23 protein-coding genes are annotated in these 21819 nt (G+C 45.5%); 16 read left to right on the top strand and 7 right to left on the bottom strand.

What is annotated here, in order from left to right:
* The coding region (locus QUB44_RS13170) for a hypothetical protein (RefSeq protein ID WP_333367827.1) at positions 1-254 on the top strand (254 nt) is incomplete at its 5' end.
* Between the two features lies 1 nt (position 255).
* On the opposite strand, the gene QUB44_RS13165 is transcribed toward QUB44_RS13170, so the two are convergent.
* Both QUB44_RS13165 and sufR read right to left on the bottom strand, forming a co-directional pair.
* Positions 256-663, bottom strand: coding sequence for a hypothetical protein (locus QUB44_RS13165; protein WP_333367823.1), 408 nt, complete (start codon positions 661-663; stop codon positions 256-258).
* 116 nt (positions 664-779) lie between these two features.
* Positions 780-1478: an iron-sulfur cluster biosynthesis transcriptional regulator SufR gene (sufR, locus tag QUB44_RS13160; protein ID WP_333367820.1), complete on the bottom strand. Its 699-nt coding sequence runs from the start codon at positions 1476-1478 to the stop codon at positions 780-782.
* A gap of 188 nt (positions 1479-1666) precedes the next feature.
* Between sufR and sufB the strand changes: the two genes are divergently transcribed.
* The 9 genes from sufB (at position 1667) to QUB44_RS13115 (ending at position 9849) form a co-directional block, all read left to right on the top strand.
* Complete coding sequence (sufB, locus tag QUB44_RS13155) at positions 1667-3109, top strand: Fe-S cluster assembly protein SufB (RefSeq protein WP_333367817.1); 1443 nt, start codon at positions 1667-1669, stop codon at positions 3107-3109.
* Positions 3110-3442: 333 nt separating this feature from the next.
* Entirely contained in the window at positions 3443-4234 is a 792-nt protein-coding gene (gene sufC / locus QUB44_RS13150) for a Fe-S cluster assembly ATPase SufC (protein WP_333044221.1), read from the top strand.
* On the top strand, positions 4231-5565 hold the full coding sequence (gene sufD / locus QUB44_RS13145) for a Fe-S cluster assembly protein SufD (protein WP_333367814.1): 1335 nt from the start codon (positions 4231-4233) through the stop codon (positions 5563-5565). The genes sufC and sufD overlap by 4 nt, the downstream gene beginning before the upstream one ends.
* A 197-nt stretch (positions 5566-5762) precedes the next feature.
* Positions 5763-7025 (top strand): SufS family cysteine desulfurase, encoded by a 1263-nt coding sequence (locus tag QUB44_RS13140; RefSeq protein ID WP_333367811.1) that lies wholly within the window; start codon positions 5763-5765, stop codon positions 7023-7025.
* A 114-nt stretch (positions 7026-7139) separates the two neighbouring features.
* The gene (locus tag QUB44_RS13135) at positions 7140-8084 is read left to right on the top strand and encodes a hypothetical protein (RefSeq protein ID WP_333367808.1); all 945 of its coding nucleotides are present in this window, start codon (positions 7140-7142) and stop codon (positions 8082-8084) included.
* A 44-nt stretch (positions 8085-8128) separates the two neighbouring features.
* On the top strand, positions 8129-8251 hold the full coding sequence (locus QUB44_RS13130; protein ID WP_333223623.1) for a hypothetical protein: 123 nt from the start codon (positions 8129-8131) through the stop codon (positions 8249-8251).
* Positions 8236-8631, top strand: coding sequence for a deaminase (locus QUB44_RS13125; protein ID WP_333367806.1), 396 nt, complete (start codon positions 8236-8238; stop codon positions 8629-8631). Before QUB44_RS13130 ends, QUB44_RS13125 begins: the two co-directional genes overlap by 16 nt.
* Positions 8631-9059: an Imm1 family immunity protein gene (locus QUB44_RS13120; protein ID WP_333367803.1), complete on the top strand. Its 429-nt coding sequence runs from the start codon at positions 8631-8633 to the stop codon at positions 9057-9059. The genes QUB44_RS13125 and QUB44_RS13120 overlap by 1 nt, the downstream gene beginning before the upstream one ends.
* A gap of 157 nt (positions 9060-9216) precedes the next feature.
* The gene (locus QUB44_RS13115; protein WP_333367800.1) at positions 9217-9849 is read left to right on the top strand and encodes a Uma2 family endonuclease; all 633 of its coding nucleotides are present in this window, start codon (positions 9217-9219) and stop codon (positions 9847-9849) included.
* 97 nt (positions 9850-9946) lie between these two features.
* Here QUB44_RS13115 and QUB44_RS13110 read toward each other — a convergent pair whose 3' ends face one another.
* Positions 9947-10771 (bottom strand): NAD-dependent epimerase/dehydratase family protein, encoded by an 825-nt coding sequence (locus tag QUB44_RS13110; protein WP_333367797.1) that lies wholly within the window; start codon positions 10769-10771, stop codon positions 9947-9949.
* Positions 10772-10879: 108 nt separating this feature from the next.
* Between QUB44_RS13110 and QUB44_RS13105 the strand changes: the two genes are divergently transcribed.
* Positions 10880-11734, top strand: a complete 855-nt coding sequence (locus QUB44_RS13105) for a YkvA family protein (protein ID WP_333367794.1) — start codon at positions 10880-10882, stop codon at positions 11732-11734.
* A gap of 160 nt (positions 11735-11894) precedes the next feature.
* Here QUB44_RS13105 and QUB44_RS13100 read toward each other — a convergent pair whose 3' ends face one another.
* Positions 11895-12209, bottom strand: a complete 315-nt coding sequence (locus QUB44_RS13100; protein ID WP_333367791.1) for a zinc ribbon domain-containing protein — start codon at positions 12207-12209, stop codon at positions 11895-11897.
* 369 nt (positions 12210-12578) lie between these two features.
* Between QUB44_RS13100 and QUB44_RS13095 the strand changes: the two genes are divergently transcribed.
* The 4 genes from QUB44_RS13095 (at position 12579) to QUB44_RS13080 (ending at position 15305) form a co-directional block, all read left to right on the top strand.
* The gene (locus QUB44_RS13095) at positions 12579-13160 is read left to right on the top strand and encodes a hypothetical protein (RefSeq protein WP_333367788.1); all 582 of its coding nucleotides are present in this window, start codon (positions 12579-12581) and stop codon (positions 13158-13160) included.
* A 443-nt stretch (positions 13161-13603) separates the two neighbouring features.
* Positions 13604-14077, top strand: a complete 474-nt coding sequence (locus QUB44_RS13090) for a TspO/MBR family protein (protein ID WP_333367786.1) — start codon at positions 13604-13606, stop codon at positions 14075-14077.
* Between the two features lie 6 nt (positions 14078-14083).
* Entirely contained in the window at positions 14084-14569 is a 486-nt protein-coding gene (locus tag QUB44_RS13085) for an AAA family ATPase (RefSeq protein ID WP_333367783.1), read from the top strand.
* Positions 14550-15305 (top strand): tRNA(His) guanylyltransferase Thg1 family protein, encoded by a 756-nt coding sequence (locus QUB44_RS13080; protein ID WP_333367780.1) that lies wholly within the window; start codon positions 14550-14552, stop codon positions 15303-15305. The genes QUB44_RS13085 and QUB44_RS13080 overlap by 20 nt, the downstream gene beginning before the upstream one ends.
* A gap of 120 nt (positions 15306-15425) precedes the next feature.
* Here QUB44_RS13080 and QUB44_RS13075 read toward each other — a convergent pair whose 3' ends face one another.
* Positions 15426-17504, bottom strand: a complete 2079-nt coding sequence (locus QUB44_RS13075; RefSeq protein ID WP_333367777.1) for a hypothetical protein — start codon at positions 17502-17504, stop codon at positions 15426-15428.
* A 246-nt stretch (positions 17505-17750) separates the two neighbouring features.
* Positions 17751-18650 carry an Hsp33 family molecular chaperone HslO gene (gene hslO, locus QUB44_RS13070; protein WP_333367774.1) on the bottom strand — a complete coding sequence of 300 codons (900 nt, stop codon included), beginning with the start codon at positions 18648-18650 and terminating at the stop codon, positions 17751-17753.
* A 580-nt stretch (positions 18651-19230) separates the two neighbouring features.
* Here hslO and QUB44_RS13065 point away from each other — a divergent pair.
* Positions 19231-19884, top strand: a complete 654-nt coding sequence (locus tag QUB44_RS13065; RefSeq protein ID WP_333367771.1) for a Crp/Fnr family transcriptional regulator — start codon at positions 19231-19233, stop codon at positions 19882-19884.
* A gap of 18 nt (positions 19885-19902) precedes the next feature.
* Here QUB44_RS13065 and QUB44_RS13060 read toward each other — a convergent pair.
* A partial coding sequence (locus QUB44_RS13060; protein WP_333367768.1) for a CHAT domain-containing tetratricopeptide repeat protein occupies positions 19903-21819 on the bottom strand: 1917 nt, incomplete at its 5' end.

The following is a 21819-nucleotide window of genomic DNA, read 5'->3' as shown; positions in this document are numbered from 1 at the left end:
CGTTTAACAACCGAGTTCGGGATGGATCGGAGTGGTTCCATTACATCATAAGCACCAGGAAAGCTTTGAAAACTTTTAATCCTGTGTCTGCGTTAAGCTTGATGCGCTGCATCTCTTTCGCTCGACTTAATTACCTTATCAAGTTTTCCTTTGTCTGTCAACCCCTTTGTCAAAACTTTTTTTCGATCGCCCGAAACAGCCCCCAATCGCCGAGTTTGACGTATTATTTGCCAGATGAGTCGATCGACCTTTAACTCACAAGTCCAAAAAAGCCGCCTCGGTTCCCTGGTCTCTGCGAATCTTCCCGTCCTTCACAAACCACGCCACAACCTGCTTAACTGTTAATTGTTCGATCGCGCTTTCAGATTCTGTCGCAATTTGCCTCAAAGGCCGCAAAGACGCAACCACCAAATTCGTAAAAAAGTTTTCAAAACTCGCATCAAGTTCGATCGACCCTTTAATACTCTCATCATTTTTAATCCAATCCATCACCTGCCCATTAGTCACCTCAGCCACCGGCAAACCAGTCTCCCCAGAAATTTGCTTCAGCACCCTCAAAGCATAAATTGCCACCCGCGCCGAAAACTTTTCCTTCGACGACAGCAGGGCCATATCAACTTCGGCACACTCTTCCGGCTTTAAAAAATCTGCTAGCGGTTCCATATATTAAAAATTGGTAATTGCTAATCGGTAATCGGTAATTGGTAATCCCTGACATCCGTAACATCCGTTACACTCATCCGTGGCCGAACTTTCATCCGTGACATCCGTGACATCCGTTACATAATCCGTTGCCGAACTTCTTCCTTCTTCTTTGCAATCAAATAACCGCAGCGGTGTTCCCCATTAATAATCCAGTGAGTCCGCTCCACAATACAATCCGGCAAAACCGCTGCAAACATTTCCAACTCATTGCCACACACACTAGGAAAAGTTTCAGCAACATTAGAAATCGCGCAGTTGTGTTCCATCAACACAAATCGATCACCCAAACCAGCGCGATCGCACATCCCAACCTCTACAGATTCTACAGGATAACACTCAGCCATGTAACCCTCAGCCCTGCGAAGATCCACCAACTTAGTCACCCGTTCTTGCAGCGAACCCGTACCCACTAACCGCCGGTAGTCCGTAGCCTTCCGCTGCCACTGTTTTCGCAGGATAGTAATTACTTGCTCGCGGCCGACCGTTTCCGCCAAAGTATCCAAGAAAGAGACTGCAAAATCACCGTAACGATTGGGGAATCGATCGCGCCCCAGACTGGTAAGCTCATAAATGTGCTGCGGCCGCCCCATCCCAGCCTGAACCGACTGATACTGAATCAGCCCCTCCGCTTCCAAATCCTTCAAGTGACGGCGAATTGCTTGCGGGCTGATATCCAAAGACTCCGCCAACTCAAGAGCCGTCCCCTGCCCCCCCTTGAGCAAATATTGCAGGATGTCTTGTTTCGTGGAAGTCTGCTGAGTAGTCTCCATCATCTTCACAAAAAATTATTAATTTGACTTTGACAATATCACTATTGTTAATGTAGCTTAAAATATAGTAAAGCAACAAAATTGTTGTTTAACTTCCCAGAGCAGTCCAGCAGAACTCGCTCAAGCCCAGACAGGCATTGCCCCGTCTGCCATCCAGAGAGCATTATCTAGAACACTGAACACGCAAAATAATGAGTTCTACCACAGTCAAAACCTTAGTCAACCAGCCCTACAAATACGGTTTCGTCACCGACATCGAGTCAGACACCATCCCCCGCGGCTTGAGCGAAGATGTAGTCCGCCTGATTTCCGCCAAGAAAAACGAACCGGAATTCATGCTGCAATTCCGCCTCAAAGCATACCGGAAGTGGCTGACAATGACCGAACCCACCTGGCCCCACGTCAACTATCCCGCGATCGACTACCAAAAAATTATCTACTATTCCGCCCCAAAACAAAAGCCCAAAAAGCTCAACAGTTTGGACGAAGTTGACCCGACACTCCTAGAAACCTTCGAGAAACTCGGCATTCCCCTCTCCGAACAAAGGCGGCTCGGAAATGTCGCCGTTGACGCCGTTTTTGACAGCGTTTCAATTGCGACAACCTTTAGAGAAAAGTTAGCCAAAGATGGTGTTATTTTCTGTTCCATTTCAGAAGCCGTCAAAGATTATCCCGAATTAATAGAAAAATATCTCGGCAGCGTCGTACCAGTCGGCGACAACTTTTTCGCAGCCCTCAACTCCGCCGTATTCAGCGACGGTTCATTTGTTTACATTCCCAAAGGCGTCAAATGCCCAATGGAATTGTCCACTTATTTCCGCATCAACAACGGAGATTCCGGCCAGTTCGAGCGCACCCTAATTGTTGCAGAAGAAAACAGTTCTGTTTCTTACCTAGAAGGCTGCACCGCGCCGATGTTTGACACCAATCAACTGCACGCCGCCGTCGTGGAATTGGTAACAATGGACAATGCCGATATTAAATACTCCACAGTGCAAAACTGGTACGCTGGCGACGCCAACGGCAAAGGCGGCATTTATAACTTCGTGACGAAACGCGGTTTGTGTCAGGGAGTTAATTCTAAGATTTCTTGGACACAAGTAGAAACCGGTTCCGCCATTACTTGGAAATACCCCAGTTGCGTGTTAGTCGGCGACAACTCGGTGGGCGAATTCTACTCGGTAGCGCTGACAAATAACAAGCAGCAAGCTGATACCGGCACCAAAATGATTCACGTTGGTAAAAATACTCGCAGCACGATTATTTCTAAGGGAATTTCTGCTGGAAATTCATCCAACAGCTATCGCGGCTTAGTGAAAATGGGGCCGAATGCTAAAGGCTCTCGCAATTACTCTCAGTGCGATTCCATGCTGATTGGCGATAACGCTCAAGCGAATACTTTCCCTTATATTCAAGTGCAGAACCACACGGCTAAAGTCGAACACGAAGCTTCTACTTCTAAAATTGGAGAAGAGCAATTGTTCTTCTTCGCACAGCGGGGAATTTCCGCAGAAAATGCTATTTCGATGATGATTAGTGGTTTCTGTAAAGATGTTTTCAATCAGTTACCGATGGAATTTGCGGCGGAAGCTGATAAGCTGTTGAGTCTGAAGCTGGAAGGAAGTGTCGGATAATTTTCGCGGGCAAGAAACCCTTCCAGGCCGAGTCCATCGGTGACAACTTAATATTGCAACCCATAATAAATGTCGCTTTTATTCGAGTCTAGATCCCCCTAAATCCCCCTTAATAAGGGGGACTTTGAGAATACTTCTTGTGTCCCCCCTTCCTTATTAAGGGGGACTTTAAGAACACTCTTGTCCCCCCCTTATTAAGGGGGGTTAGGGGGGATCTAGACTTCGATACAAACAAGAGAGACGGTAGGTTTAACTTTAAGTGGTCAGCAATAGCCAGAGCCTAGGAACGAGAAAAAAAACTGTAAAGTGCATTGAGGAAAAGGACAAAAATAGATGATTGTAGAAAATAGTCAAGTAGTGCTATCCGTCCGCGATTTAACTGCGAATGTGGAAGATACCCAAATCCTGAAGGGTTTGAATCTGGAAATTAAATCAGGTGAAATTCACGCGATTATGGGCCCGAACGGTTCGGGAAAAAGCACTTTATCCAAAATATTAGCAGGCCATCCTGCTTATACGGTAACGGGCGGAGAAGTTACTTTTTTGGGTCAAAATTTGCTGGAATTACCGCCGGAAGAACGTTCATTGGCTGGCGTCTTCCTAGCGTTCCAATATCCTTTAGAAATTCCCGGCGTTAGCAATCTGGATTTCTTGCGCGTGGCTTACAATTCTCACCGCAAACATCGCGGATTGGAAGAATTGGATGCTTTTGATTTCCAAGATTTAATCGAGGACAAGCTGGATATTGTCAAGATGAATGATTCTTTTTTAGGCCGCAGCGTTAATGAGGGCTTTTCCGGCGGCGAGAAAAAGCGGAATGAAATTTTGCAAATGGCGTTGTTGGAACCGAAATTAGCTATTTTAGATGAGACTGATTCGGGTTTGGATATCGATGCTCTCAAGATTGTCGCCGGCGGTGTGAATCAGTTGTCAACTGCTGAAAATTCGATGTTGGTGATTACTCACTATCAGCGGTTGCTGAATTACATTATTCCTGATTTTATTCACGTCATGGAAGCGGGCAGAATTATCTTGACTGGCCCGAAAGAGTTGGCGCTGGAATTGGAAGAGCGCGGTTATGACTGGGTTGTGGAAGAGGAAGCAGCAGGAGTAGGCGCGCGATGATGAATACGCAAGTTGCTAGTAGGGAAATGTTTTTGACTGATTTGGTGAATCAGTGCGGCAAGTTGGAGGCTGTTAATAGCAAAAGTGCGGCTTATTGGTTGCAGGATTTGCGGGATGCGGCGACTGAATACGTGCTTTCTTCAAGTTTTCCGACGGTGAGGGATGAAGAATGGCGCTTTACTGATTTGTCGTCGGTGTTGCAAATTCCTTTTCATATACCGCAGAGCAATCAGTCAAAAGTTAAGCTGGCTGATATCATTATGCCAGTGAAAAATCGGGATGATTTACCATTAAGATTGGTATTTATCAACGGTTTTTATGCGCCGGATTTGTCAACGGTGGAGTCCTTGGTTTTGCCGATCGACTTTTACGCAGGTAATCTATCCAATGTACCCGAAAAATATCAAGGGCGCATCAGGGATGTTTTGAGCAAGCACAGACAGCAAACCGAGGTGTTTACGGCGCTGAATACTGCGGGTTTGGCCGATTCTGCGGTAGTGTTCGTGCCGGCTAATATGTCGATCGACCTTCCGATTCACTTGCTGTTCCTGACAGCGCCCGGTGCATCTCCCACGATGTCCCAGCCGCACTGCTTGGTCATAGCTGAGCCTGGAAGCAATGTCACGCTGGTTGAAGATTACGCAACTATCGGTAATGTCGCTGCATTTACGAATGCTGTAACGGATGTGGTTGTCGGCGAAAACGCCACTGTGAATCACGTTCGCCTTCAGCGGGAAGGTGGGGAGGTTGTTCATATCGGCAAAAGTGCGATCGAACAATCTCGTAATAGCCGTTACACTTGCCATGCTATCAGCTTGGGAGGCAAAATATCGCGGCACAATTTAGAAGTATTTCAGCGCGGCGAAGCCACTGAAACAACTTTAAACGGCTTAAGCGTAGCCTTTGGGGAACAGTTGTCGGACACTCACAGTTTAATCGATTTTAATCACCCTCACGGTACAAGTCGCCAATTGCACAAGTGCATTGTCGGCAACAAAGCTCGCGCTGTATTTAACGGCAAAGTTTTCGTTCGCAAAGCCGCACAATTGACAGATGCCGGACAATTAAGCCGGAATTTGTTGCTGTCGCCGAGAGCTCGCGTAGATACCAAACCGCAGTTAGAAATTGTCGCCGACAACGTTAAATGTTCCCACGGTGCAACTGTCAGTCAATTAGAAGATGATGAACTTTTCTACTTGCAAAGTCGCGGTTTGGATTTAGAAAGAAGTCGCTATTTGCTAATTGATGCTTTTGCGGCGGAAATGCTCAATCAATTACCGATTCTTGGGGTGGCGAAAATGCTTTCTACCTGCGTTGCCGTCCAAGGATAACTCATACAAATGAGGACACAGCAGTGCTGTGTTCATACCATATCTTGCACCATTTTTAACAAACTGTAGGGGCGGGTTTCACGAATAATAATTGCCTAAAACAAACAATTTCGTAAACCCGCCCCCACCCAACGACTAAAACAAACAATTTCGTAAACCCGCCCCCACCCAACGACAAATCATTAGCTTCAAAAAATATGACACTTATTCAAGAAAAAACCCTCGCATCAAAAGTTCGCGGTGACTTCCCAATTTTGAATGAAAAAGTTAACGGTAAACCGCTAGTTTATTTAGACAATGCAGCTACTTCTCAAAAACCCTTAGCTGTGCTCAACGCTTGGCGTGATTACTACGGACAATACAATGCAAACGTGCACCGCGGCGCTCACACTCTCAGCGCCAAAGCGACTGATGCTTACGAAGGTGCGAGAGACAAAGTTGCGGCGTTTGTAAATGCCGCGTCGCGGCAAGAAATTGTTTACACTCGAAACGCTACCGAAGCGATTAATTTGGTTGCTTATTCTTGGGGTTTGAGCAATCTGCAAGCCGGAGATGAAATTATCCTGTCGGTAATGGAACACCACAGCAATCTCGTTCCCTGGCAAATGATTGCTCAAAGAACCGGTGCGGTGCTGAAGTTTGTGGAGTTAACGGAAACTAACGAGTTTGATTGGGAACAGTTTAAAACGCTGATTTCCCATAAAACTAAATTGGTGTCAACCGTTCACGTTTCTAATACTTTAGGCTGCATCAGTCCTGTCAAAGAAATCTGCGAAATTGCCCACAGTTTCGGCGCGAAAGTTTTAATAGATGCTTGCCAAAGCGTGCCGCACATGATAGTAGATGTGCAAGCAATAGATTGCGATTGGCTGGTTGCTTCCGGTCACAAAATGTGCGCTCCGACTGGCATCGGTTTTCTGTACGGTAAACTGGACTTGCTGAGAGAAATGCCTCCGTTTTTCGGCGGCGGCGAGATGATTGCTGACGTGTTTCTCGATTATTCCACCTATGCCGATTTGCCGCACAAATTTGAGGCCGGCACGCCTGCAATCGGCGAGGCGATCGCCCTCGGTGCAGCAATCGATTATCTTAGTAACATTGGCATGGATAAGATTCACGCTTGCGAAGCTGAATTGACTGCTTATCTGTTCCAACAATTGCGGCAAATTCCCGAAATCAAAATTTACGGGCCACAACCAGACAGCAACGGGGAAGGTAGGGCAGCTTTGGCGGCATTTACTGCGGGAGAAATTCACCCTCAAGACTTGTCTACCTTGTTAGATCAGGAGGGAGTCGCGATTCGTTCGGGGCATCACTGCACGCAAGCTTTGCACCGCTATTTGAACGTTTCATCTACTGCACGGGCGAGTTTGTATTTTTACAATACTCGCGAGGAGATTGATGTGTTTGTGAAAGCGTTGAAAGAGACGATCGACTTTTTTGCTGGGATTATGGGGTAATTTGGTAGGGTGGGCATTTGCCCACCTTGTTAGAACATTGTTTGTCTTTGCCGAGCGGAATATCTCGTGAAAATAGTTGAGTATTATCGTTTAATAATACAACCACTAAAAAACATGACTCAATATCCTATTATCCTCATGCCCGACCCTGTTATTCAAGCTATGAATGCAGTTCCCTTCAGATGGGAATTTAGTGAACCAAAACCTTTACTTCCTAGTTATAAGCCCAAACCAATAGATGTACTTTTGTTTTTTTATAAATCTCTCCCATTAATTATTCCTTTTGCAACTATTAGCCTGATTGCCAGTAGAAATATTATCATTAGTTTCTATATTTCTGTAGGTGGAATTTTGGTTACTGCCTTGAACTTCTGGCAACAACAAGTGTCTTACTTACGAACACTTAATCAATACAAGCAACAAATGCGCGATTATAAAGATTTGTTAGCAGAATGGCAAAAGCGTGAGATTCAGCATAAACGGCAGATAGCAGAATCCCAAAAACCTGAAAAAATAAAACAGTATCGCTATCAGATCATTAAAGATATTATCATAAAAACCGTCCCTCCTGAAGGTAGAATTGTCAGTACAAAGTCTCAGTGGCTTGAAAGTAAATTTTATAAGAACTTACAGCAATTATTCCCAGATAAAATTAATAACAATTTAATCATCCAAAAATCCCATTCCTATCAACCTTACTGTATTGAAATTTCTTATTTTGATAAGTTAACAAATTTACGTATTGATATAACAATTGATAAACCTTATCACTATGAAACCGGTGAGCCTAAAAATTACGAAGTGCTTGTCCAAGAAAATCAGCGCCATCAACTATTTTTAGAAAAAGGATGGATAGTCATTAGATTTGCTGAGCAGCAAGTCGTCTGTTGGCCACAAAGCTGTTGTCGGGTAATAGCCGAAGTAATCAATCAAATAATAGGTACACCAATTCCCGAGGAATTGATAACTGTAGAAACTTTACGACCTATCCAGCAATGGAATGAATGTGAAGCACGACAAATGGCGCAGGAGCGCTACAGAGATAATTATTTAATCTAGCGATCGCCCTTTTTTTGACCGCAGATGAAGGCAGATGAACAGGGATGAACGCGGATGAAGAAGAGAGCGATCGCACCCCAAATCCCAAAACCAGAACGCAATCTGGTAAAATAGGGGCAGTCAACCCAAAGGAAAGGCAAAAATACAAAGTGTGTTTGATGAACTAGCTGCATATAGACAAAGCCTAGGTTTACCACCGGCTGGCAGCGAAACCGATAAATCAACCATAGCTAAACTAGAAATAGCTGGTCAAAGTTTTTTTGGCATCAACTCTGGCAGCAACCCCAATCGTCGGCAAATAACCTTTAATGTCAATCCTATCACCAAAACCCACGCTGAAGCCGATGCTTTTCAACAAGCAGCCGATGCGGGCATTAGAGGAGGTAAAGCACGTTTGATTTGCGATCGCGAACTTTGTGCCGCCTGCGGCTTAAGAGGTGGAGTAAACTCTATGGCTTGGCAGTTAAATATAGAAGAATTAGAAATTATTACTCCCAGTGGAAGTAAGACAATAACAGTTAAACCGCCAAATAGAAGGAGGCAATAATGTTTGTGTTAAACCTATCATCAGAAAATTGGGTTGGCAACCAGGATGAAGGTGACTTAATAGAAAGTCCTACTTGGAGTCAAATAGAACAAGCCATTCGCGAGTTAGATGGGAAAAGTAAAACTTTAGTTACCTTGGGTGCAGATGACGAGTGTTATATGAGCATTGGCGGCGGTGAATCCGGCAAATATATTGTTAACATAACTTTTGACAATGTTAGCTTCCATAATTTAGTAGATCCATCAAAACCCGATGCAATAGAAAAGCTAGTTGTCGGCGGACAAGAAGGTAATTATTCCGCCAAAATGTGTGTGAATTTAGAGACTGCACTGTTGGCAGCCCAAACATTTACAGCATCAGGAGAACTTCAAATATCACTGTCTTGGGAAGAAGAAAAAGAATTAGCGGTGTCATCAAATAAGATTTAACACAACCTAAGTGAAGTGCGATCGCCCTTTCATCCATCCGCGTTCATCAGCGTCTATCCGCCCACATCTGCGGTTCAAAAAAAGACCCCCTTTTTGATAGTATCTGGGCCTGTGGTAAAATAAAACTAGAGTTTTCTAAGCTCAAGGAGATTTTGAGATGATTGCTACTACTTCAAGTTTAGCCGAACAGAGAACACTGCTAGAAAACATTAGCTGGTCAACCTTTGAAACGTTGCTCAAAGAAATAGGCAATCGCCGAGGTTATCGCATAGCTTATGATAACGGGATGTTGGAAATTATGAGTCCTTTATACGAACATGAAAATCCCAAGATTCAGTCTGATCGCTTCATTTTCATTTTAGCAGAAGAACTCGGCATTGAAATCAAAAGTGCTGGCTCAATGACTCTCAAGCAAGAACAGGCTAAAAAGGGTATAGAACCTGACAATTGTTATTATATTCAAAGTGAACCCGCAGTCAGAGGCAGGCAAGAACTAGACTTAGAAACTGCCCCACCGCCCGACTTGGCAATTGAAATAGATATTACCAGCAGTTCAATTAATAAGTCAGGAATTTACTCGGCACTTGGCGTACCCGAACTCTGGAGATATAACGGGCGACTTTTAAAATTTTATCAGTTAGCTTCCGAGGACTATGTTGAATGCAATTTCAGTATTGCTTTTCCCTTTTTATCATCAACAGAAATGAGTAGGTTTTTTGAGCAGACTAAAACAATGGGAGAAATTGCATTACTGAAATCATTTAGAATTTGGGTTAGGGAAAAAATCTAAAGCGGTGAATATCGCCCTTTCGTCCATCCGCGTTCATTGTGGCACGGGCGTCCCGCCTGTGAAAAAGATGCGGTTTAACAAAAGAGCGATCGCCCAACTAAAATTCCCTAATCTCCGGATGAACAAATTGATAACCAGCCGCCTTAATCTTTTGATTCGACACCCTAGCATTATAATGCCGCACGCTAGGACTTCCATCCCAGGAAACTTTAGGCAAATTGTGAGTTTCAAAAATGCGATCGAGCAATTCACCACTGGATAGCGACACATCCCCGACTAAATTGTAAATTCCCTGCAATCGATTTTCTAAAGCAAAGGTTAACCCCCCAACAACATCATCTCGATGCACCCAATTAGTAGCATCTTCACCCCTACCGGGACGAGTGTTCCCAGCCCAGCCTCCAAAGATTTTAACTAATTCTCGCCCTAGCCCATAAATTCCTCCCAAACGGAGAATGCAGACTTGAAGATTGGGACTCGATGCTGCTAATAAAACCCGTTCTGTTTCTGCGAGAATTTCACCGTTTGGATTAGCCGGCGCAACGGGAGAATCTTCATTTACCAATTCACCTTGGCGATCGCCATACACAGAGTAAGTACCCGTATAAATAACCTGCTTTACTCTCGGTATCTGCTGTAAAACCGATACTAAAGTTGTCGCAGTTTCTAAATAACTCTCCCGATAAGCCTGAGAATTTGGAGCACCTACGCACAGCATAACAGTATCTTGTTCTTGCAATAAAGCCGTCATTGCATCTTTGTCATTTCCTTTGAGTACGGCTACCCGCTGCGCGACACCCTCCAACTCAACTACTCGCGTCGCCGTGGTAGTTGTCGCCGTCACGGTACAATCTGATTTGCCGCGTAAATGTTTGGCTGTCGCAGTACCCACATAGCCACAGCCGACGATCGCAACTTTCATAAAAAATTCTCCATTGTGTCATACTCTCTAAAATTATTGCCGGTTTCTGAAATCATGGCGCGCTGAGTTTTGTGGTAAAATGCAAAGCGTCGCGATCGAAGTACCATCATGTCCGAGAGAGATATTTTTGCCACCTCCTCAGAAAGCGAACTTTTAGCTTTTTATGGTTCTTTGTTTGCGATCGCATCCGCCGATGGTTCCGTTGATATTGACGAACTAGATTTGTTGTTTAAAACCATAAATTTAGACAAATTTTCTGACTCTGCAAAAACTCAAATCCAATCCTACACAGCCAGTCCCCCTTCACTCAGCGACTGTTTGCAAATACTCAGCAAGTCAGAAGAACCGCTGCGTTTGGGAGTCATGTATTTTTTAATTAACATTGCTGGGGCAAATAAGACGCTGCATCCCGGAGAAAGCGAGGCTATACAATCCGCAAAAAAACTGCTGGCGGTTTCCGAAGTGCAAATCCAAGCCATGCAGGAATTCATCGCAGACATGAAACAAATACGGGAGGCTGCCCCTAATAAAAATAAGGCATCAGCATCCTTCAATTCTGCTGTTTCCCAGCTTAAAATGAAGGGCATTCCTCTCGATTTAATCGACCGAAAAGGAACCACAACAAACCTCAGCAACCTCCAAATCAACTATTCAGATGAAAGTTTTTGGACTAAACTTAAAAACTTTGCTTTAACCGCAGGAAGAGAAGTAGTTGAAAAAGCTTTGATTCTCTACTATACGGCCCAGAACCCAAACGTGCCTGCTTGGGCAAAAGGAGTTGTAGTTGGAGCTTTGACCTATTTTATATCTCCTGTTGATGCCATTCCAGATATAATAGTCGGCATCGGATTTACTGATGATTTAGGAGTATTACTTGCGGCAATAGCTACTGTGTCAGTATACATTAATACTGATACTAAAGCACAAGCAAAACAAAAAATGAAAGATTGGTTTGGCTCATAATATTATGTCCGATTGAGCATTTTGTTTCCGTCTGAATCGGAATAATATAATCTGAATAATATAGTAGTTTTTAATCGGATGAAATACAGGACACGGCAGTGCCGTGTCCCTACCCAATATCTGTAATTTACTAAACTGAAAACTTAATTATTTGGGATTTTCAGTCTTTAATCGCCTTACCATCTCGATTGACAATACGGCTTTCACCATCCTTAGCCGTGACATTTTCATAAACTCCTTCATCCCGCTTCACGTACTTGCTGAAACCCGAATTTTTATAATCGGTGTCGGATGTCGGCTTCATCAATCTCGGAGCGCTCAGCAGTCGGCGTACCGGAGCATCTGCGGGAGTCTCCCCGGGTTCGCGCTTAGCCAACTCGCACAGTTGGCCCCAAGTCGAAACTTCCAGGTTCATGCTGTGCGAAACTTCTAATTGCTGGTTGTTTTCGGGACACAAATAATCGTATACAGGCATACTAAGAATCTCGTTTGCAACTACTAAAATTACTAATTGCACGGTTATTGAGAATATTATAGCTCAACATTACTAATAATTCAACCCCAAAAATCAAACTTTACTATTTTTAACGATTGTTAAAACACTAAATCAGCTATATTATTAACCCAGTGTGCTTGCTCCCGGATGCGATCGAGACAAAGCCCAAAATTACCCTACCCTGAAATCCTCTGACTCGATCGCACGATCGCACGATCGACGGCTAGCAAATGCCCGCAAGACTTCCCTCAATGCCGTCAAAGGATTGATCATCATTTTCAGACTGTACGCAAATCACAGATTCTAAGTTTCAAATTTATTTATTTACTCACCAGCGAGGATTTACCGATGAGCGATTTCAAAGTTACGCCAGAAGTAGAGCTGAACACAGCTCAAATGTTGGAGCGATACCAACTGCAAGAGGAGACAACTCTGCGGCGTTGGGCAAAACTGCACGGCATCAACAGCACTCGCGGTTTCTTCTATCCCAGTGAAGTAGATTTGATGGATCACGCTCATCACCATCTTTACAATTTGGGAATGAGCATTGCTGACTACCAAAGTCTTTTAGACCGGCGCCGCAGCCATTCCCAGACAGCAGGCGACCAAAATAAAACAGTAGCAAGTCAAGTTGCTGACGAAGCATACGATGCCATAGAAACGCTCACAGATCAGTATGCTGAAGCTATAGATTTAATGGGAGAACGTATCGCAGACCATTTCATAGATGAACTCGATTTATCTGTGATGCGACACCTTTCTCAAAAAGTGAAAGACCGCCGCACTCTCAACGGTCAAACTAAAAAGCCTAACCGTTTTCTCCAAGTGATTAAAGCCGTGTTGCAACCGAGCAGCGAAAATACGCTTCTGGTTCCCAAAAAAGAGAATGACCCGAGTTTAGAATTAGAACAGCATCATCGGCTCGGCTAGTCGCCGATTGTTTTGAAAGACTAAGAGACTTTTTGTAAAATTTACTGGTCAAATTTACTGAAAAGCCCACCCGAACCCTCCCCTTGTCAAGGGGAGGGAGCAAGAGTCAATCGATTTTAGATTTAGATTTTAGATTTTAGATTGAAGCATTAACCCCACGGATAAATTCGGGGGGCAAGTTTCATCGGATACAGGTTTTTTATTTCTGGACGGATGAATCCGGGGGCTTGTATCCTGGATGCTTTCGGTCACATTTTTTATATTATGAAGGGGAACTGAAGAGAATAAATTAACGTTTCCCAGAAGTCTAAATAACTTTTAAACTGATGTTGGGTTTCGCGACTGGACTCAACCTAATATAACTGGGGACAGATGGCGCGATCGCCCAAATTAGAGATAATATCTGCAGAATTGAACCTGTCAACCTCGCCCAAGGTAAAAAAATGATTAAATCCTGGATGGTAATTGGAGGCGTCGCCTTGATAGTAGCACTAGCAGCTAACTTAATCCCGCGCAGCGACATCCAATGGTTCAACCGCTTGCAGCGTCCGAGATGGCTAGTATTTGAAAAAGCAATTCCCCTAATTTGGACAGTGATTTTTATTTGTGCAGCTTGGTCAGCAGTGATTGTTTGGGAAAAAGAACCAGGAACTCAGGAGACTTGGCTGAGAATGGGTTTGTACCTGCTTTTAGAAATAGTAACTATGTCTTACACCTCGGTTATGTGCAAAGTTAGGAGCCTAAAAGTCGGCACAATAATCGGCGGAACGGGCGCTATTTTAAGCGTAATCCTAGCTTTAACTGTGTTGCCAGTTTCGGAGCCGGCCGCCCTGTTATTGCTGCCTTACATACTTTGGAGTCCGATCGGCACTTACACCACTTGGGTAATGATGCACCTGAATCCGGCAGATGTTTAGCCTCTCATGGAATTAGTCATTTTAATGGGATTGCAAGCATCGGGAAAAAGCACTTTTTTCCGATCCTATTTAGCTGCAACGCACGTTTTGGTCAGCAAAGATTTAATGCGAAACAATAGAAATAAATCGCGCCGACAAATTCAATTAATTGAAAATGCACTGCAAGCAGGTCATTCAGTTGCTGTTGACAATACCAATCCCGAAGTTCTCGATCGCAAGCCACTGATTGATATCGGTCGCACTTATAATGCCCAAATCATCGGTTACTACTTTGAATCAATAGTCAGTGACTGTTTAGCTCGAAATCAAAAGCGATCGGGCAAATCTCAAGTTCCAGACATAGCAATTTATGCTACTATAAAAAAAATGGTATTGCCCAGTTACGGCGAAGGGTTTGAACGGCTGTTTTCCGCCCGCCTAGCAGAAAACTTAACCTTTGAAGTAAAAACCTGGCCCGCAGAGGAAATTATTCATGGACAATCAGACATTTGAAAAAAAAATGCGCGAGCTTGAATATTTTCACAGCCTGCGTTTATTGCCGGGAACTCACACAGTAATTCGCGCCGACGGTCGCAGTTTTTCCAAATTTACTTCCTCAAGTTTTGATAAGCCTTTCGACTTAAAATTCCACGAATTAATGGTGGAAACTGCCAAAGCGCTCCTGTCAGAACTAGACGGCATTTACGCTTATACCGAAAGTGACGAAATCTCAGTTTTGTTTCCTCCCGATTGGGATTTATTTGACCGCAGCTTAGAAAAAATTGTCTCTATTTCTGCCAGTATTGCCAGTGCAACTTTCACTCGCGCTGCCCAAACAGCAGTCAATTTTGACAGCCGCATTTGTTCCGCAGCCAACAAATCGCAAGTAGTAGATTATTTTCTCTGGTGCCAAGCAGATGCAGCGCGCTGCGCTTTGAATGGCTGGAGTTATTGGATGCTGCGAAAAAATGGCGAAACGGGTGAAAATGCAGCAGTTATATTAGAGAAACAATCGGTGGCTTTCAAAAACGAATTGCTGTTTCAAAACGGAATTAACTTTAACGAACTGCCGACTTGGCAGCGCCGGGGAACGGGATTGTATTGGGAAAAATACGATAAACCAGGTTATAACCCGATCGAAGGCAAAGAAGTTGTCGCAGTGCGGCGGCGACTCAAAGTCGATGAAGAGCTGCCCGTGAAAGAGGAATACAAAGAATTTATTTACCAATTTTTAAATGTTGGCGATTAACCATTAAGGATATCTTGTCAAATCCGGTGGCAATTGATGAATTCTTAGTGGGTTTTAACCAAATGCAAATTGTGAGACGGGGGTTTAAACCCCCGCCTAATGTCGGGCAAACCAGTTAACCTAGCGACTGCCAGAGCTGGTCGGAGGCTCAATTTCCGGCGGTTCAGGAGGGGGAGATTCAGCATCGGGAGATTCAGCATCGGGAGGATTCAGCGACTCCTCCCAAACTTTGATTTGCGATCGAGCTTGCTCAAAAGCCCGAGTGCCCGAGGGAATTTTCTTCAAAGTCGCGATCGCCCCAGCCAGATCCGACGACGACTGTTCCACACCAAGCGCCAAAATCCGCTGGCTCCACTCATCAATCGCCTCACTCGCTTGCCACCGGAGCGAACTCGACTCGGGCACCTGAAGGGCCAGCGCAATAGCCGTTTGCAGAGCGTCCGCTGTCCCGGCTCGGGCGGTCTGACGGGCGTTCTGCAAACCTTGCTCGCCCTGAAATTGAGCCTCCCAAGTCCGAATGTTCGATCGAGCTTCATCATAAAGCACCCGTCCCGATCGAATCCGGCGGGCCATCTCAATTGCCCCCGCCAAATTGCCGCCCGCCGCTAGCTGCTGAGCTCTATCCAAAAACGGCTGGTCAACAAGCCGCTGTCTCCTCTCGATCCAAGCTTGAATTTTGGCTTGAGCTTCCACGTAAAGCGCCCTACCTCTACCGATCCGAGAAGCTTGAGCAACGGCCGCTTCCAGAGCATTCGGATCGCCCATATTCGCCAAATCGTTCGCTCTTTGCAAATACGGACTGTCTTCCAGCAGCTCGATTTGACGGCTCAAGGTGCTAATTTGACTGCGAGCTTCCGAAGCGCGGGGATTTGATTCCGGGACTGTTTGCAATTGCGCGATCGCAGCCCTCAAATCATTTACCCCACCAGGCGCCGCCAGCCTGCTTGCCAAATCCAAAACTTTCACATCAGCCATTTCTTGTTGCCAGCGGCCGACTAAATCTTGAGCTTGTTTGTATAAAGGGCGGCCGGAATTCAACTTTTGAGCAATCTCGATCGCCTTGGAGAAACCCTCAACAGAGCCAGTAGAAGCCTGAGAAGTAGCATTCGCCAACTCATTAAAATCCTGTACTTGTTCCCTTAAATTTGCCGACTCTGGAATCTTGTTGGCGATCGCCATCGCCTCCTGCCAATCGCCAGCCTGCAATCGTTTTTGGGCGATCTCCAGAATTTTCTTGCTAAATTCCGCGATCGCCTTATTGGCAGCTTGATACAAATAACTGTTTTGACCAATTCCCTGAGCCAGCTTAATCCCCGCCATCAGATTTTCTAGACCTCCCTCCGAGGCTGTATTCCGGGCTTTTACCAACTTATTGCCCTCAGCCCGAGTCGTCTGAATTAGCTTAGTCAATTCCTCGTACTTAGCCGATTCCCAGAAAGTATTTCCCAAATCCAAAAGCAGAGTAGCTTGGCGGAAAGCCTGCGCCCACTCTTCCTGGCGCAAGTGGTCTTCAGCAGTGCGGTAAATTTTCTCTGCATCGCTCCATATCGACTGCCACTTTTCAATCTGCTTTTCCACTGTCGGGTAAGCAGGAACGTTTTTAGGAACCTTGCGAGCGATTGCAATCGCCTCCTCCAGCTTTCCTTCTTGGAAACTAACATTTCCCAGCCTGACAATATCCTGTGACCACCGATCGATTTGAGTGTTAATTCTCGGCCGCAGCGGGTGGTCTTGCGGCAAAGCATTCACTAATTCGATCGCCCTGAGCAAATCCTCTGCCGTCCGCTTGCTTGCTGCTTCTTGAGCACAAAAAAAGCGATCGTTAGCAGAAGCCGTCGGCCAAAAAATCTTTGAGCAATTTGACTGCGAGGTCAGGTTGAGTAAAGACGCAATTGCCACAAACCCCATACCCACCGATAGCATCAAACTCAGCGCCAGCCAAAACTGCCACTTATTCGACCAGTTCCGCCAAAACGGATTGTGTTCCTCCGGCGGCTGCGAGTTTTCCCCAGACAAATTCGGCGGTAGTTCCAGATGCCCTCCCGGCAGTTTTCCCGAAGTAACCAACTCTCGGAGCTCTTTAAGTCGTTCAGCTCGGTTTTTCCTTGCTGGTAAGCGCACCAGCGACGAAGTATCCTTTGTTGACTCCAAGGATTCTGATGCAGACCAACGGCCTGGTATTTTGCGATCTTGACTCATATCCTCACCACAAACAGCAACCAGCTAGCGTTAGTTATTTAAAAACTGCGAGCGCTGCTATCAACTGCTCTATAAAATGTATTCATCACTTTTACATACTCCCGTCGGCCCTAGACTGCAAGAGCCGATCGCCAAACCGCCAAAATCAAAATTTTGTGATTAGGTAATTGATAATGCGTAATTGGCAATTGGTCAAGGCCGTCATCCCTAACTCGCACTCAATAGAGCCAATTACACATTATCGTCTCAAGAACCGGAGTTTGATCGCAAATCGCCGATCAGTTCCGCCAGTTGGTCGCTATTAGCTTTGTAAACCTCGTTGCAGAAATGGCACGTAGCTTCAGCCCCCCCATCTTTTTCAATCATGTCTTGGAGTTCCGCTTCGCCCAACATTTTCAGAGCTCCCAAAACCCGATCGAACGAACAGCCACAGTCAAAGCGCACCATCTGAGTTTCCGGGAAAATTTCCAGGCCCATATCTCCCAGTAACTCTTCTAGAATCTGGTGCAGCGTTTTGCCCGATCGCAGCAGCGGCGTAAACCCCGACAATTCAGCAACTCTAGATTCTAAAGTTTGCACCAATTTTTCGTCGGTTGCCGCCTTCGGCAGAACCTGCAACAGCACACCCCCAGACGCTTCTACCCCGCCCGCCCCCACAAACACCCCCAAAACCAGAGCCGAAGGCGTTTGCTCCGAGGTTGCCAAATAATGAGTCAGATCGTCGCCAATTTCGCCGGAAACCAATTCTACCGTACTTGAATAAGGGAAGCCATATCCAACGTCCCGCACCACGTACAAATAACCGTCACCTATTGCCCCGCCGACATCGAGTTTGCCTTTAGCATTGGGCGGCAGTTCCACTTCGGGATTGTCCACATAACCTCGAACTGTTCCATCGAGTCCCGCATCAATCAGAAGTCCGCCCAGCGGCCCATCTCCTTTGATGCGAATATTGACTCTCGATTCGGGGTGTTTCATGCTGGAGGCGAGTAACAGCCCCGCCGACATTGTGCGGCCGAGGGCGGCTGTAGCCACGTAGGAGAGATTGTGCCGCTGTCTTGCTTCTTCGGTGAGGCGGGTGGAAATGACGCCTACAGCGCGAATTCCGCCCTCTGCGGCTGTAGCGCGAATTAATTGATCGGCCATGAAAAACCTTACTTTGTCTTTTGATACCTTCTTGAACTATTTTAGAAGTTCTTGAGAATTGTGGCAGCAGAGAGCAGCAGTTGACTCAGCGGGCCTGGAAGTGCGATCGAGCTTCCAAACTCGCCTTTCTTTTCTATAAAACATTGATTAACTGAGGATTTATTAACAAATAGTCTGATGAATTATTCGATATCAATATTTATTTGAAAAGCCCAGAATAACGAGAACCTTTATTGTTACCACGCCAGCTTGTTCTCAGTCACTTTATAACAATTAACAAATAACCGCTAATAACTAATAACTATATTCCTGAACGCACTCTGAAGAAATAAACCGGGTTCTTTAACCGATCTAGAGGCTTTTAATCCCGTGTATTTAATCTAAAAAACCCGGTTTCTGGCTACCGATGCCTAAGTCCTAAACTAATGACTAATAACTAATGACCAATGACCAATGACTAATGACTAATGACTAAAGCTTATCTTAGCCCTAACCAGACGATTACCAAACCTTTACCTTGGTCGGTTAGAGTGAGAGGCGTAGGTCTCAGACCAATGTTTTTTAGCTGGAAATAAGGGATATGCCACCAACATCCAAAGCACTTTTAGCGGAAATCCAGCATAACACAGGAGCGAGCCGAAACTTGCATTTTTATGCCAAGGGCGAAACCATTCCTATGATGTCGCATGGTATTTGGCGAGTCTGTCAAGGCCTAGCACAACTGAGTACGCTTTATCCAAGCGGGGAAGAAGGACTGTTGGGTTGGGTTGGGCCTTCGATGTGCTTCGGTTTGTGGTTGACAAGCTTGCAGACTTACCGAGCTACGGCGACATCAGATATTTATTTGATGTGGTATTCTATGGTGGAAATCGAAGCTTCTCCTCAATTGGCTCACGAGTTGCTGCCTCAAATGGTACGGCGGCTGCGGCAAATGGAAGCAATTTTAGCGATCGCCGGACAGCGACGAGTAGATGACCGTTTGTATCAGCTACTGCTATTATTGCAACAGGAATTCGGTCAGCCTGTGGTTGAGGGAACTCGTTTGAATATCCGCTTGACACATCAAGATATTGCTAATGCGATTTGCACGACGCGGGTAACAGTAACTCGAATGCTGGGGAAATTGCAGCAGCAAGGGTTAATTAGTCGAGATGGCGATCGGCATTTAATTCTTAACAAAGATGTTTTTGCGTCCACATCGGATTTGTTTGGCTGCAACCCTCAAGCAGTTTAGCAAGCGCAGAAAAAAATCTTATTCTGCTTCGCCAATCAGCGTAAACGCTGCCCAATCTTGCGGATTTGGGTGCATCTTCATTGTCATCAGCATTGCTTGTCGCAAAGCTTGAGCTTTATTCGGGTTTAGCTGTAACTGGCGATAGAATTCTGCCATTAATTCCGCTGTCGCAGCATCGGGCACTAACCACAGAGAAACGATTATACTAGGAACTCCAGCACTAATTAAAGCACGAGATAACCCAAGCACGCCATCGCCTGTGATGTTTCCTCTGCCAGTATTGCAAGCACTCAATACCACTAATTCAGCATTTAATTTCAAATCTAATATTTCGCTCGAAGTCAGCAATCCGTCATCATTTCCTGATGGAGCAAGGGCGATCGCTCCCGGTAAATCTCGCCTCTTCACTTCATTGAGTAATCCGTGAGTTGCCAGATGAATAATCCGGGCTTTTAGCATCTGTTGAACAATCGATGCTTTAGTCGCTTGAGAGCCTGTAATCGGTTTAGTATTCAGAAGTTGGGCAATTGTAATTGCTTCCTGTTCGCTGCCCGGTAAGGCAGGTAATTGGTGCGGCGGGGTACCAATTTTGGGCATAATTGGATTGCCGACGACGAGGTTATTTTGGAGAGAAAGTTGTCGGACTTTTTGCCGTGATTGGCGGGTTAACTGCAAAATTTGAATGGCGGGAGCAGTGAGGATGGTATGTTTTTCAATCAGATATTGACCTGTCGGATCTTGTAAGGCGGCAAAGGGAACTAAAAACAGGGATTGATGGGGAATGAAGATGACAGGAGCATTGGGGTCAGTAGGTAAAAGATCGGCAATGGGTTGAATCAGTAGTTGATAACTTTGCTGTAATTTGGGGTAGATTATCCGAGAATTAGCAGGGGTAGAAGCAGGGGGATTAGCTGTTTGTTTATTGGCAGTGTCCCCCGATACACCCAGAGCCTCGCGAGTGCCGCGAATCATCTCAGCTAAGGCTGTATCTTGCTCGTTTAATCCTCTCAGCCCGGTAGCAGCAGATACTCTTGTCTCTTCGCTGGATTCGGATAGATTGATGTTCAGAGATTTGAGGTCAACTGAGCGAAAGGTAATTTCACCAGTCGGCTTGATGACCCAAATATAAAGGGCTTCATTCCAAATAGTTGAATACTCGACGAGGGTAGCGTTTTGCTCTTTAGCGATTTGTTGAATTTGCTGGATATTGGGCGGGTTGATAGTAGTTTGGGCAGATGCAGATGGGGCTTGGCGAGATGCCAATAACTCCACAAAAGCTCGGGCTCTACCCCGTTCGGCAATTTCTAAAGCGTCATTAGTTTTTTTCTGAGCAATGAAGACTTGTTGTAAAGTGACGTAGGGGTGAGTTTGAGTTTCAAAGATTGACACTTTATTGGCATCGTCTAATCCAGCACGGAGAGATTCGGAAACTTTAATACTATCAAGTAGGGTTTTCTCTGCTGCTGGGAAATTGCCAGAGTTGGCGAGAGCAAATCCCAGAGTTACCAGAGCCGCCCCCTCGCTTTGGCGGTCTTTAATTTCTCGCGCGATCGCCAACCACTGCTGAGCGTACTTGATGGCTTTGGCGTAGTCGCCGAGGTTACCGTAAGCAATTCCCAGATTTCCCAGAGCCGCCCCCTCGCTTTGGCGGTGTTTAATTTCTCGCGCGATCGCCAACCCCTGCTGAGTGTACTCGATGGCTTTGGCGTAGTCGCCGAGGGAAAGGTAAGCAATTCCCAGATTTCCCAGAGCCGCCCCCTGGCTTTGGCGGTCTTTAATTTCTCGCGCGATCGCCAACCACTGCTGTTGGTACTCGATCTCTTTGGCGTAGTCGCCGAGGTTACGGTAAGCAATTCCCAGATTTCCCAGAGCCGCCCCCTGGCTTTGGCGGTCTTTAATTTCTCGCGCGATCGCCAACCCCTGCTGAGTGTACTC

Origin of the sequence: Microcoleus sp. AT3-D2, assembly GCF_036705715.1 — a bacterium.
Classification (GTDB): Bacteria; Cyanobacteriota; Cyanobacteriia; order Cyanobacteriales; family Microcoleaceae; genus Microcoleus.
This window is presented reverse-complemented; position numbering and strand designations above follow the sequence as displayed.

Coding starts and splice junctions, on each gene's coding strand:
- QUB44_RS13165 (WP_333367823.1), bottom strand. CDS start 663: ATGGAACCGCTAGCAGATTTTTTAAAGCCGGAAGAGTGTGCCGAAGTT.
- sufR (WP_333367820.1), bottom strand. CDS start 1,478: ATGATGGAGACTACTCAGCAGACTTCCACGAAACAAGACATCCTGCAA.
- sufB (WP_333367817.1), top strand. CDS start 1,667: ATGAGTTCTACCACAGTCAAAACCTTAGTCAACCAGCCCTACAAATAC.
- sufC (WP_333044221.1), top strand. CDS start 3,443: ATGATTGTAGAAAATAGTCAAGTAGTGCTATCCGTCCGCGATTTAACT.
- sufD (WP_333367814.1), top strand. CDS start 4,231: ATGATGAATACGCAAGTTGCTAGTAGGGAAATGTTTTTGACTGATTTG.
- QUB44_RS13140 (WP_333367811.1), top strand. CDS start 5,763: ATGACACTTATTCAAGAAAAAACCCTCGCATCAAAAGTTCGCGGTGAC.
- QUB44_RS13135 (WP_333367808.1), top strand. CDS start 7,140: ATGACTCAATATCCTATTATCCTCATGCCCGACCCTGTTATTCAAGCT.
- QUB44_RS13130 (WP_333223623.1), top strand. CDS start 8,129: ATGAACGCGGATGAAGAAGAGAGCGATCGCACCCCAAATCCCAAAACC.
- QUB44_RS13120 (WP_333367803.1), top strand. CDS start 8,631: ATGTTTGTGTTAAACCTATCATCAGAAAATTGGGTTGGCAACCAGGAT.
- QUB44_RS13115 (WP_333367800.1), top strand. CDS start 9,217: ATGATTGCTACTACTTCAAGTTTAGCCGAACAGAGAACACTGCTAGAA.
- QUB44_RS13110 (WP_333367797.1), bottom strand. CDS start 10,771: ATGAAAGTTGCGATCGTCGGCTGTGGCTATGTGGGTACTGCGACAGCC.
- QUB44_RS13105 (WP_333367794.1), top strand. CDS start 10,880: ATGTCCGAGAGAGATATTTTTGCCACCTCCTCAGAAAGCGAACTTTTA.
- QUB44_RS13100 (WP_333367791.1), bottom strand. CDS start 12,209: ATGCCTGTATACGATTATTTGTGTCCCGAAAACAACCAGCAATTAGAA.
- QUB44_RS13095 (WP_333367788.1), top strand. CDS start 12,579: ATGAGCGATTTCAAAGTTACGCCAGAAGTAGAGCTGAACACAGCTCAA.
- QUB44_RS13090 (WP_333367786.1), top strand. CDS start 13,604: ATGATTAAATCCTGGATGGTAATTGGAGGCGTCGCCTTGATAGTAGCA.
- QUB44_RS13085 (WP_333367783.1), top strand. CDS start 14,084: ATGGAATTAGTCATTTTAATGGGATTGCAAGCATCGGGAAAAAGCACT.
- QUB44_RS13080 (WP_333367780.1), top strand. CDS start 14,550: ATGGACAATCAGACATTTGAAAAAAAAATGCGCGAGCTTGAATATTTT.
- QUB44_RS13075 (WP_333367777.1), bottom strand. CDS start 17,504: ATGAGTCAAGATCGCAAAATACCAGGCCGTTGGTCTGCATCAGAATCC.
- hslO (WP_333367774.1), bottom strand. CDS start 18,650: ATGGCCGATCAATTAATTCGCGCTACAGCCGCAGAGGGCGGAATTCGC.
- QUB44_RS13065 (WP_333367771.1), top strand. CDS start 19,231: ATGCCACCAACATCCAAAGCACTTTTAGCGGAAATCCAGCATAACACA.